The 13,194-nt window shown below is 60.8% G+C and carries 3 protein-coding genes; all 3 read left to right on the top strand.

Going from position 1 to position 13,194, the window contains the following annotated elements; translation table 11 throughout:
• Positions 1–14 precede the first annotated feature (14 nt).
• Positions 15–1,313, top strand: coding sequence for an IS256 family transposase (locus tag QTI66_RS31795; RefSeq protein ID WP_286564351.1), 1,299 nt, complete (start codon positions 15–17; stop codon positions 1,311–1,313).
• A gap of 734 nt (positions 1,314–2,047) precedes the next feature.
• Positions 2,048–2,980: a SpvB/TcaC N-terminal domain-containing protein gene (locus QTI66_RS31790; RefSeq protein ID WP_286564350.1), complete on the top strand. Its 933-nt coding sequence runs from the start codon at positions 2,048–2,050 to the stop codon at positions 2,978–2,980.
• Positions 2,968–12,936: a Tc toxin subunit A-related protein gene (locus QTI66_RS31785; RefSeq protein WP_286564348.1), complete on the top strand. Its 9,969-nt coding sequence runs from the start codon at positions 2,968–2,970 to the stop codon at positions 12,934–12,936. The genes QTI66_RS31790 and QTI66_RS31785 overlap by 13 nt, the downstream gene beginning before the upstream one ends.
• The last annotated feature ends 258 nt before the right edge of the window (positions 12,937–13,194 follow it).

Genomic DNA, 13,194 nt, shown 5'->3' with positions numbered 1-13,194 from the left:
GACAGGAAGCATGTATGCCAGTAAGCAAAACAAAAGCGAAAAACGCGGCGATCGCCGCCAGGATGGCGGCGCTGCCGTCGATTCCAAAAGAGCTGATTGACCAGTTCGTCAGCGGGCCGATGACCGGCGAAGCCGTCCTCGAGGCGACAGCCGCGTTCAAGAAGGCGCTCATCGAGCGCGCCTTGGGTGCCGAGATGTCGCACCACCTCGGCTACCCCAGCGGCGCGAGCAAGCCCGATACCAGTGGCGCCAACCAGCGCAATGGCAAAAGCGCCAAGACCGTTCTGGCCGGCGACGGGCCGCTGCGCATCCAGGTGCCGCGCGACCGCGAAGGCTCTTTCGAGCCAGTGCTCATCCCCAAGCACGAACGCCGCTTCACCGGCTTTGACGACAAGATCGTGGCCATGTACGCGCGCGGCATGACCATGCGCGAGATCCAGGGCTTCCTGCAGGAGAGCTACGGCGTGGAGGTCTCGCCCGAGTTCATCAGCTCGGTCACCGATGCCGTCATGGCCGAGGTCGGCGCCTGGCAGGCCAGGCCTCTTGAGCCGATGTACCCGGTGGTCTTCTTCGACGCCCTGCGCGTAAAGATCAAGGAAGACGCGGTGGTGCGCAACAAGGCCATCTACCTGGCCCTGGGCGTGCTGCCCGACGGCACGCGCGACATCCTGGGCCTGTGGATCGAGGGCACCGAAGGGGCCAAGTTCTGGATGAGGGTGTTCAACGACCTGAAGACCCGGGGCGTGGGCGACATCCTCATTGCGGTCACCGATGGCCTCAAGGGCATGCCCGAGGCACTGGCGGCGGTGTACCCGGCCACGACGCTGCAGACGTGCATCGTGCACCTGATTCGCAACTCGCTGGACTACGCGAGCTGGAAGGATCGCAAGCTGCTCGCGGCGGCCATCAAGCCGATCTACACGGCTGCCAGCGCCGAGGCGGCACAGGCCGAACTGGACGCCTTCGCGCAAGGCCCTTGGGGTGTCAGGTTCCCGACCGTGGTGGCGGCGTGGCGCCGGGCGTGGGACAGGGTGATCCCGTTCTTCGCGTTCCCGCCTTCGATCCGCCGGGTGATCTACACGACCAATGCCATCGAGAGCATCAACGCGCAACTGCGCAAGATCATCAAGTCGCGCGGGCACTTCCCCAGTGATGACGCGGCCTCCAAGCTGATCTGGCTGGCGCTGCGCAACATCACGGCCGACTGGGGGCGAGCGGCGCACAACTGGAAGGAGGCGATGAATCAATTCGCGATCCTCTACGAAGAGCGATTCACGCACGCGGGCCAAGGCAACGCAAAATCAGGAGGTTGAACCATGAGTACATGGCTCAACCGGGGCGCCTCCGGCGGCCTGGCAGGGGCCTGAAGACAGAAGAGAAATAAGTCGAGAGCCAATCACCAACCGCCTCGAACACAAAAATTCGGACACCCCCGGTGCAGCCACCAGCCGTCGCGGCCCGCCTCATAGCAGCTGTGCACCGCCGCCTCCGCACTCAGTCCGAAACGCTGCTTGGCCTTGCCGATGCGTTCCAGCACCGAGGCCTCATCTCCCGCGGCCACCGTACAGCGGCTCGGGCGGTGGCTGCCGTTTCCGAGGGTCAGCCTTCCAGTGTTTGTCACCGAGCTCCAAGCTCATGTAAAGCTCACATGCAGTCGTCCTGTCCTTGCCTTGAAGGTCCGTCTCGGGTGCAGCCATGTTGCGCTCCTTCGGTTTCGTTGACTGAGAACTCCCGTTCTAGCGCAAACAGGGGGCTCGCCAGTGGCAGGGAGTCCTCCATAGCATCTGAAGATTGAAAGAGTCAAACCGCAGCCAATCCACTTACCTCAGGCCGATGCGTGTTCAGACAAGCGGAGCCGGCTCTCACTGGAGACGTCACTCCGCTACTCCGAAACTTTGCACCAGAGCCGGGTGGAAGGCAGTCGTTCGAATGCCCCTCAGCAGTGCGCCAACGCGCCACAAGCGTGCAACCAATATCTCCATCAAATTATTGACGTCTCCGAGCTCGTGTTGCATTACATTGGCCCACGTCCGAGGAGGGCGCGACGATGGAGAAATCCGCGGTCCCAAGTCCCAAGGACACCGAACAGAGCTTTCTGGTGAAACCGCCTGAACTCTCGATGCCCAAGGGCGGTGGCGCCATCCGCGCTATCGGCGAGAAGTTCGCCGCCAATCCGGTCACGGGCTCTTCCACTTTTTCGATTCCGCCGCCCGCCTCGCCAAACCGCGGCGGATTCGGTCCTCAGCTCGCACTGAGCTACGGATCAGGGTCAGGCAATGGCCCCTTCGGATTCGGCTGGAGCCTTGCGCTTCCGGCCATCACGCGCAAGACGGATAAGGGGCTGCCGCTCTACCGGGATGCGACCGACACGTTCCTGATCTCAGGCGCTGACGATCTCGTCCCGGTGCTCGAAGCGGCGGGAGCGATCAAGGACGATCGCGAGTCTGTGCCGAACTACGTGATTCGCCGCTACCGACCGCGCATCGAGGGCCTGTTCGCGCGCGTCGAGCGATGGACCCGCAGCGATGGCGATACGCGTTGGCGGTCGATCTCCCCTGACAACGTTCTCTGCGTCTACGGCAAGGACGCTTCACACCGCATCGTCGATCCGGCCGACCCCTCGCGCATCTTCAGCTGGCTCATCGGCGAAACGCGTGACGACAAGGGCAATGCCGTCGTCTATGACTGCAAGGCCGAAGACGGCACTGTCCTCAATCTCACGCAGGCCCACGAGCAGCAACGGAGCGTTGCCGACGACCCTTCACGCCTTGCCCATCGCTACATCCATCGCATCCGCTACGGCAATGCCAAGACGCTTCTGGGGCCGGCCATGGCGCCACGCACCGAGCCCTTGAGCCAACAAACGATCGACGCCGCGCGGTTTGCACTACTTGGTCAGGCTTTCGACGAGTTAGTTTTGCCGCAAGCTCAACACGCCGCCTGCCACCACAAAAAAGGAGGTCGACCATGCACCCTATAGCCTCGCCCTTGCGTCCCAATGACACGGGCCCGCAGGTTACGAATCTCATCGAAGCGCTAGTGTTCCTGGTCAACGTCAAGGTGATTCCGCTCGGCGCGCAATTGAACGATGAGATTCTCGCCGGCCTCGAGGACGAATTGGCTCGGGGCGTCTACGGCAGGGTGACCACTGAACGTGTGAAAAGCATACGTGCGTCAGCCGGGATGAGCATTGAATCAAATGTAGACGCGCCCACAGCCGAACTCTTGAATACTTGGCTGCGTGATCGTCAAGCGTTTGATGATGAAGGCACGTTTCAGCTCCTCGGCGCATTGGTGCTGTCAGATGCATCCGGCAGGAGTCGCGCCAATGTCCAGCGCGTTTCTGGTGTCCGCGTTGTCGCTTATGCCGACTACGTGCGTTCTGAGTCCGCCATCGCCGAGACAGTGTCCGATGCCATGGGAAAGTACCGGATGCATATCCCTGCACCCGAGTTGCAGGCCGCGGACGGCGCCTCAACAAGGGCCAGCTTCATAGTGCGGGCCTTGAGTCGCAGCGGAGAAGTCATCGGCCGCTCGCATCGAGTCGATGGCCTGCCTTCGGGGACACGGCTCGACGTCGAGATGGGCCGGGTGGACTGGGTCGTGCGCGGCGTAGTCCACTCGCAGGGCCACGCGCCACAGAGCTTGATCGTCGAGGCATGGGACCGCGATCTGCGAAAGCCGCAGCAGCTCGGTGAGCGCGTCCAGACCGAGGCCGATGGCAGCTATCGCATCGACTACGAATTGACCCAGTTCATCACCGGCGACCGCCCGCGCCGCGCTGCGCCCTGGCTCATTGTGGAAGTCAGGCAGGAAGTTGGTCAGCCTGCATTGGCCAGGCAGGAGCGGCCCGGCGCAGTGCGCGACCAGAAGGTGGACTTCGAACTCGTCCTGCCCGACCCGGTCGACCTGTGGACCCGCTTGTCAGACGCGGTGGGCCCATTGCTCGAGGGCCAGGGCAGCGCCGGGGGCCCGCTGCCGCCGCAAGACATCGACATCGTCGGCAGTGACCTCGAATTTCTTGCGCGGGAGACGGCCTTTGCAACCGAGCCGCTTATGCAGTGGGTGCTTGGTTGCCAGTTCGACCGTCGGATGCGTTCCGAGGTCGATGTCCCCCATCTGACGGAAAATGGACTGTGGCAGTTCTTCTTTGCCGAAGCACAGGCGCGCGGTCGCATTGAGCCGGAACAGGTGGTCGGGCAACCGGAAACCCAATGGATGGACACGCTGAATTGGGGAATCAGGAACGCGTTGATCCCCGGTCTCGACAAGGTGCAGCGAAGGGCTGTCATCGAGGCTTTGCGCCAGCTTCGACAACTGCGATCGATCAACCCCAATCGACCTGATCCAAGCCCCTACGCCCGCGTGCTGCGGCTCGCAGGAACGCGAATCCTGATCGACAAGGCGGTCGCGCTGAAGGGGTCAGAGGTGTATGCAGAAATCCGCTTCGACGATCTCGAACCATATCGGCGCATCGTTGACTGCGATTCGGTCAACAAGCCACAAGTCGACGCATTGGTGCTGGCAATCCAACTCTTCACCCTGACCGGAGGCGACGACGCGGCGGCAAGCCTGCTGATCGAGCGCGTCGATTCAGATGCCGATCACGTTGGGTCAATGGCCGCTTGGCCAGCGAGCCATTGGCTCAAGCTCAGTGAACGCGCGCGAGGCCAGGGCGTCAGCGTCGACGATGCAGCCAGCGTGCGCGCCTTTGAATGGCAGGCCCGCGTCGAAGCCCAGTTTCCCGAAGAATCACTTGGTGCCCGGCTCAAATCCGGCGATGTGGTCATCGAAGCCAGGGAAGCCGCTACTGCCAAGGAACTGATGGGCGAATTGGCACATAGCCTTGGCCGTTTTCATGAGTTGGGCCTAACTTGGGAGGCCAGCGCTGATCTGGTCAACGCGGGTATCGACTCGCCCGCTGCAGCGGTTTCATACGGCAGCGAGGTCGCTCGGCAAGCCGTGAGGGAATCGGTGCCCGGCGCTGTCATCGAGAGCTTTGTGACGACGCTTGAACCGGTGGTCGCGGTCGGGAACATGTTCTTGATGGAGGTTGCCGCCACCAACGCAAAGCCGTTCGGGGGGGGCTTGACCAAAATAACCGCCGACGATCTCCCGCAGGCATTGCCTACCCTGCGCGAGTTCTTCGGTGACCTTGACGAATGCGCGTGCCGGCCGTGCGAGTCCGTGCTGGGTCTTGGCGCCTATTTCGTTGATCTGATGAACCTGCTAAAGAAGGTGCCGCTCGACCTGAAGAAGGTGAAGGACGCAAAGAGCCTTGCGAGCCGGGGCGCTCTGGTCCTGTTGGAACTGCGGCGCCCGGATGTCTACGACCTTCAACTCTCGTGCGCCAACGCGGAGACCGAGATTCCTTACATCGACCTCGTGCTGGAGGTGCTGGAAAACGCAGTGGGGGTTAACGTGACGATTCCCGTGCCGGCGGGAGGTACAGCAGAGGCTTTGCTCGGATTCCCGAGAGATCCTACAGTGATTGCGGCGCTCAGGGAGACCACCGGCGTGGTCGGGCCGACGCTCGTAGTCCAAACTGAAAGCCCGGCTTCGGCGTTGTCCGCAAAGCGCTGGTTCATCGAAGACGGCGTACGGCGCTGGACCTTGGTGCAAATGCCGGCGCAGAAAATCATCGGGATCCGCGCCATCTCGTACCTGCGTTCGACGCCTGGGCTCGACCTGAATGCGGCTCCTGAACATCGCAACCGGGACGCCTATCGCCGTCTGTCGCAGGCGCTGTTTCCATGGACATTGCCGTTCAACCTCGCGCATGCCGAGGCACAAATGCTATTCAAGACACTGGGCCTGTCGCGGTCGATGTTGTTGACTTCGTTGCCCAGTACTCCATCCGCGCAATGGGCCGCGGAGACGCTGGGGCTGTCGTTCGACCCATCGGGCGGCGCAACACCGGAATACCAACTTGTCGTCACCCCACGTTCTGGAGCCGCCCTTTGGAGTGCGTGGGGGCTTGTTCCGGACGGCTCCGGCAACGTCACGGTGCTGGACGCTGCATCGAATCAGCAAGTCAGCGGCGCGCCCTTGAAGGTACTGGGCCATGTCTCCATCATGCTCGATCGGGCCGGGGTGACGCTGAACGATTTGGACCTGCTGGTGGGCACTGCGTTCCTTGGATCAAAACTTAAGATCCTCAACAGAAATCAATGCAAGACCAGCCAGATGGTTGTAGAAGGCCTGACCGGGAGGCACCTAGACCGGCTTCATCGCTTCATACGCCTGTGGCGCAAGCTGGACTGGAGCATCCCGTCAATGGACGGCGCCATTGCGGCATCGAAGCCAGCCGCAGCCGGCCCTGGGCTATTGGATGGGCAGGTACTGCATGCAGTGGCACGTCTCAAGGCGATGCAACATCACTTGGCGATTCCCATCGAGTCCTTGCTGGGCCTGCGCATGCCGCTTCGCGATATTCGTGTGTCGCCTTCGGTGGCGGGAGAGCCTGTTCGCACTCTCTATGAAGCAGTGTTCCTGCCCGCCCGGCTGCCGGCCGAGCATAGGCGATTCTTCGAACTCGATGGCGGCGGGGCACTGGCGGCCGCACCAGCCCCGAGCATCACCGAAGCTGTGGGCGCGTTGGCGAGCCTTCTGAGCGTGAGCGCCCCCGCCCTGCTGGCCCTTGTTGCCATCGGCCCTCAATTGCACCCGCCCCTGGCCGATGCGCTCAGTGTCAACACGCTTACTCGGCTCTATCGCTACGCCGTGCTGTCAAAGGCCTTTGGACTGAACGTTGGGCGGCTCCTGCTGTTGATGGAGTGCACGCGCCTCGACGCGCTTGCACCAGGGGCGGACATGTCGGTGCTGGAAGACCTCATTGCGGCAGCGGGACGGATCAAGGAGGCTGGCGGTACCGTTGAGGAAACGGCCGTGGTTCTCCTACCATCCGAGCGAGTCGAGCAATTGGGCTTCAGCCTCGGCAAGTCGCTTCGCAGTGAGGATGAAACCACCGCGTGGCTGCAGTCCCTGCAGGCCGAATTGCGCGCCATCACCGCTCCGAAACCGCTGTCTGGTGGGATCGAAGATCAACTGCAATTTGCGCTCGGACCATGGTTCGATCCGTCGCAGATCGGCCATCTGGCGGCCTGCGTCGCTGCGGCTGCTGGGGGCAGCACAGTTGCGGACGCTGATCTCAAGCGCGCGGCTGACGTCCTATACGAGACCCCGGTTCCCGCGCTGCCACGTAAGCCGAACGAGCGGGCTCGATTCCTCCCGCGGCAAGAAGTATTGGACCTGCTACGAAATGCTGGACATCTCGATGCAGCCGGGCTCTGCGCGCCCCTTTTGCGACGCGCCATGCTAATCAGCCGAGAGGTGCGCTTGCGAAACCTTCTGGCTTCTGCACTGTCAATTCCCCTGGCCATGGTGGACGAGCTGGCGGGGTGGAGGCTCCAGATCGGCAACGGCTCCGCAGCGGATGCGCTGCTTGCCGATACATTTCTGGACATCAAGCGCAGCACCGCGCCGGCGATCTCGAAGGCGGTCTTCGGCAATCTGTATGCTTGGGTTCGCCAACTGGATCAGTTCTTGCTGGCGCTCAAACGGCTTGGTTTCGGCGTAGCGACGTTCAAGTTGTTTGATCACGTCATGGTCGGACCGGGTGGCCTGCAGCCCATCGCCCTGGCGAAACTGTTTGCACCCGCGAAAGACCCGGCTTGGCTGCCGCAATGGGTCTTGTGGAAGGCACTGCTCGACCTTGCTTGGCTGTGCAATCCGGATCGATTGGGCGCCACGGCGGTCCTGGCCACGCTGGATCATCTCGCAATCTCGCCCGCCAACGTCGACTCAGGCGACTTTGCAGAGTTTGCGCAGCGCGTGCAACTCGCGCCCGAAGAAGTTCTCGCACTGGCGAGGCGGGCAGCAGTCCCCGGTAGTGCGGCACTCAGAGCACCCGACGGCTTGCGACGCATATTCGATCTTGCGCAGTTGGCCCGCGAGCTTGGCGCTACCGACAATCAGGTCGCGAGCCTCGCCAACACTTCCGCCAACGAACGGGGCGCGAGCGTTGCTCGAGAGCTGCTCCAGGCGCGTGTGGGGGTCGATGCGTGGCCGGGAACGCTTGCGGGCATTTCGAACAAGCTGCGCGCCATGCAGCGCGACGCGTTGGTGGCGCATCTCGTTCATCGCGACCTCCTTCAAAGTCCCGATGAGCTCTACGACCGATATCTGATCGACTCACAGATGGCGCCTTGCATGAAGACGTCGCGGCTGCTGCAAGCCGTTTCAGCGATCCAACTGCTCGCACAAAGGATCCTGTTCGGCTTGGAGGCCAAGGTTAGACCATCTGAAACCTTGCGCAGACGCTGGGTCTGGATGCGCAACTACCGCGTCTGGGAGGCCAATCGGAAGGTCTTCCTTTTCCCCGAGAACTGGCTCTATGCGGAACTGCGCGACGACAAATCGTCAAGCTTCGGGCAGTTTGAGGCGGCTCTCGGCAAAGGCGAGTTGACCGCGGATCTGGCACGCGACTCATATGCGGAGTTTCTGGACGACGTCGCGCAGACTGGCCAGATCGAGGTGCTCGGCATGTTTGAGGACAGCACAGAGGGCAGCACAAAGGGCAGCACGCGCACGTTGTACCTGGTGGGGCGCTCACCGAACCCGCCATATCGTTACTTCTGGAGAAGTTGCACGGACTTCGGAAGGAAAGAGTCGATGGAGTGGCTACCGTGGCAACGGATCGATCTCGACATCCAGGGCGACCACGTCCTGCCGTTCGTGCTGAATGGCGACTTGCACGTGGCATGGCCGACATTCAAGCGCTCCGAAAAGGAGGTCAAGGGCGAGGAGCGTTGGCAGCTAAGGTTCGCATGGTCGCGCTTTAACGGTCGTGCGTGGAATAAGGTCGAAACTACGCGTACAGCGTGGGAGGGCAAAGTCGTTCCCTTCAGAGACGAGCGGAACGGGTTTGCATTCCGTTGTCAGGCCGCGCAAGGGGCCATGATCAACTGCTATGCAGGCACTACGCAAAGCGGACTTAGTATTGAGCCACCCCAGGCGCCCGCTGTCTCGCTTCCATGGGTCACTGGGAAGAATACCTGGTACTTCCAGAAAGCAGCGGCGTCGAGCAGTGTCATCCGACAGCTGAGCCATGAAGTGGATTCCAATGGAAAGCGCAAAGTAAAGTCGACATCGCCCTTCGAATTGGAAAGCAGCACTTTCCAAATTGCAGCAGGCCTGATAGTTAGCCACTGGGAGTGCTGGGTGAAGGCTAAGAACGATGGGCAAGTTGGCTACGCTCGACTGGAGTCCGGGCTACCTAACTGCACGGTTGATCTAAAGTTGTCAGATGGGTTTGGCAACGTTCCACTAGGAAGCGGTATAGCTATTTGGACGCCTTTGGCGCCGTGGAGTGCACCGCTTCAAGCAGTGCAGATCCCACAACTCACCGCCGTCGCTCGCCTTGTCCTGACTTTGAAATCCTGGCCGCCAGTTACTCTCACAAGCGCTGCCCACGTGACCACCATCGGAGCAACAAATATCAATGAATTGAATTTTGTGAGTTTGGTACTTGTTATCGATCAGACGATATTAGGAGACTCAGACTCGTTCCCGACACTAGAGCAGTTAGGGATCTCTGTGGCAACTGACTTTGCTCCGATTGCGACTTGGACTCTGGATTTACAGGGGCGAGTGACCTGGCCTGAGCCAATAACTGTCACGAACAGACTCGAGCCACTCGCTGGCTGCGAGTTCTGGATGAATGGCAATCAGAAAATGTCGGCCGCTACTTTGCCGCTTCGATTAATGAAGGAGGGCGCTTCCGTCGACGTATTCAGGCTTCCGACGGCGACATCAGGGTCTACTGCAATGTCGAAATTCCCTGTGGAAGACTTCTGGATCGTCGGGGCTTCCTCTGCGCGTGAGTTGTCGGAAGCACCTGATGTCTGGGCCTATCGCGAGAAGACAGGAGCCTGCATTATCGATGTCCGTCCTTCCAGCAACGATCCTCTTGTACGCTGGACGGTATATTCAGGAGCCTACGGAGAGGCAGCGGGTTATCGGCCTGCGCTTGCCACAGCCGAAGGCTTGTTCTCCGACAGGCACCAGACTGGCACATTCGGCACTGAGGACCTTCCCTTGCCCAGCGGAGGTGCTGCCTCCTTCTGGGCGGAGCAAGCGGGCGGAAAGCTGGCCTTCGATCAGCGCATGCCATACGCCGCCTACAACTGGGAAGTGTTCCTGCACGCGCCGTTGCTGATCGCCGAACAACTTTCTCGGCAGCATCGCTTCGAAGAGGCGGAGCAATGGTTGCGTTGCGTTCTCGACCCGACCAAGGGCGAACCCGGAGCGGATGCCCGCAAGTACTTGAAATTCTTGCCGTTCAAGGCGCTGGACACCACCAGGAACATGCAGTCGACGTTGCGGGCGTTGGCGATGGCTGCGGGTGCCACTGGCGCGGTAGTACCAGAGGAGGTCGAAGACATCAGGGCGCTCATAGAGAAGTGGGCAAGTTCGCCCTTCAGACCTTTCCTGGTTGCGCGGAAGCGTCACATTGCGTTCCTGTGGCGCGTCATATTTTCGTATCTCGACAATCTGATTGCTTGGGCAGACAACCTGTTTCGCCGCGATACTCGCGAATCGGTGAACGAGGCGATCCTGCTCTACGTGCTGGCATCGCGAATGCTGGGTCCGCGCCCGAGTGTGCAAAGGGGAGGAGAGCGGAAGACCCCACTCACGTACGCCAGCATGGCGAATCGGTGGGACGAATTCGCCAATGTGTGGATTAAGGCCGCTATGCCGGCGCGGAGTCCGCCAGTGCGTTCGTCGATACGGCGCGATGACGCACCCGACGGCGCCGGGTTCCTGTACTTCTGCGTGCCAATGAACGACAAACTGCAGACATATTGGAAAACTGTCGATAGACGTCTTTTCGACATCCGGCATTGTCGAAACATCGACGGCGTGAGCCGCGACCTGCCACTAATGGCGCCGCCAATCGATCCCGAACTGTTGATTCGCGCTACCGCTGCGGGCCTTGATCTGGCACAGGTCATAGAGGGCCTGTATGCGCCCCCACCAACGTACCGTTACCAGACGCTCGCTGCCCGAGCAGCCGAACTGACCGTCGAGGTTAAGACTCTCGGTGCGGCACTGCTCTCTGCATTGGAAAAGGGGGATGCAGAGCAACTGTCATTGCTTCGCTCGAGCAATGAGATCTCGATGCTTCGCCTCGTTAGGGAGGTGAAGCAACTTGCGAGGCAGGAGGCCGAGGCGTCGATCAGTTCACTGCGGGCCGGCCGCATACAACTGGTTGAGACGTTCCGCCACTATCAGCGGCTGTTAGGGCGAGCCGATGTTCGCGTACCCGGAGAAGGCGAATCTGCGGGGGATGAATCCCTCTTGGGCGGCGCTGTGGATACGGCAGGGGGAGATCGGAGCGGGCTTGGACTGATCGCTCATGAGAACCTCCAGCTGGACGACATCCTGACGGCGAATTCTTGGTCGGAAGCGAGCGGCATCGCGCGAGCCGTGGGCAGCGGATGTCATGTGGTTGCTTCAGCCGCATTCATTGCATCGATTTCTGACAAGAGTGGCACTGCCGAGAGTGTCGGCAAGGCAATGACGGCGCTGGGGACAGCCAGCACCTCTATCGGAGAGGTCTTTGGCATCGTTTCCCAACAGCACCAGAACCGCGCGTCGCTACACAGCTTGGTAGGCGGCCACTTCCGCCGCCGCGATGAATGGGCTTATCAGAGCAATCAAGCCCTGAAACAGCTGCAGCAGATTGACCGGCAGATTCTGGCCAGCCAGATTCGGGAGCAATTGGTCAAAGCCGAACTGGAGAACCATGTCGAGCAAATCGAACAGGCGAAGGAGGTGGACGACTACATGCGCGGAAAGTTCACCAACGACCAGCTCTATCACTGGATGAGTGGCCAACTGGGTATGCTGCACTCGCAGGCCTACAAGATGGCGCACGACGCTGCGCGGTTGGCCGAACGCGCGTTCCAGTTCGAATTGGGCTCCGACGCCACCTTCGTCAAGTTCGGCCAGTGGGACGGTCTGCGCCAAGGTCTGCTATCCGGTGAAAGACTGCACGCGGATTTGAAGCGCATGGAAATGGGGTATCTGCAGCACAACCGCAGAGAGCTGGAAATCACCAAGCACTTGTCGTTGCGGCAACTGAACCCGCTGGCACTGGTGAAGCTTCGCAAGGACGGCACATGTGAATTTGACGTGGCAGAAGTGCTCTTCGACCTCGATTTCCCTGGCCATTACTTCCGCCGTATCAAGAACGTGAGCATTTCGGTGCCGTGCGTGGTGGGGCCCTACATGGGCGTGAGCGGGACCTTGACGCTCCTGTCCAGCCAACTTCGCGACGAACCCGATTTCGCGGCCGATCGGAAGGCTTCGTACCTGCCTGCGCAAGCCATTGCAACGAGTACGGGACAAAACGATGCCGGAGTCTTCGAGCTGAACTTTCGTGACGATCGCTTCATGACCTTCGAAGGCGCCGGTGCAATCTCGCGCTGGAGCTTTGCACTCCCCAAGAAATTCCGTCCGTTCGACTACGACACCATCAGCGACGTCGTCCTGCACATGCGTTATACCGCCCGCGACGGCGGGCTGTCCCTCGCGACGGATGCGCAGGCAGCGGCGATGGGAGGACTGAATGCGCTACTGGCGGAGGGCCAGTCCAAGGCTGGGCTATGGTTGCTTCTCGACCTGAAGCACGACTTCCCAACTGAATGGAGCAGGTACAAACAGTCGAACACTGCTGCGTCACCACCGTCAATTACCGTGCGAATCGAACATTTCCCGTTTCTGCTGCGGGGAAAGACACTCAAGATTCAACATCCAGCTGATTCCGTCACGACGGTCACAGCGAGTCAATCTCAGGAAATCAAACTTCCCCTTGCCGCCTACCAAGCCGAGCCCCCTTACGTGCTGATTCGGTATGAAGTCGCAGATTGAGACTGACAGCCGAGCGCATCGCCCGGCCGCTTTTAGAACGGCCGGTCCGCTTCGCGCGGATTTTTGCACCGCCAACGGGCCACCGAGCAGAGGTTGGGCTGCAAGGCGGAACGTTGAAAAGCCGGCTTGCATCTGTTGCTGGTGACCAGTCGCCTATGGCACAAACCTGAGCTGTCCTGGGTCCGCCCAATAGCACTACGTTCGTACGCGTATTGCCGCGAGCCGAAAGCTTAGCAGAATAACGTCTGACATAAAAAG

It is taken from the genome of Variovorax brevis, assembly GCF_030317105.1.
Classification (GTDB): Bacteria; Pseudomonadota; Gammaproteobacteria; order Burkholderiales; family Burkholderiaceae_C; genus Variovorax; species Variovorax brevis.
This window is presented reverse-complemented; position numbering and strand designations above follow the sequence as displayed.

Bases quoted from the DNA above. Each gene is read 5' to 3' on its own strand.
- QTI66_RS31790 (WP_286564350.1), top strand. From the start codon at position 2,048: ATGGAGAAATCCGCGGTCCCAAGTCCCAAGGACACCGAACAGAGCTTT.
- QTI66_RS31795 (WP_286564351.1), top strand. From the start codon at position 15: ATGCCAGTAAGCAAAACAAAAGCGAAAAACGCGGCGATCGCCGCCAGG.
- QTI66_RS31785 (WP_286564348.1), top strand. From the start codon at position 2,968: ATGCACCCTATAGCCTCGCCCTTGCGTCCCAATGACACGGGCCCGCAG.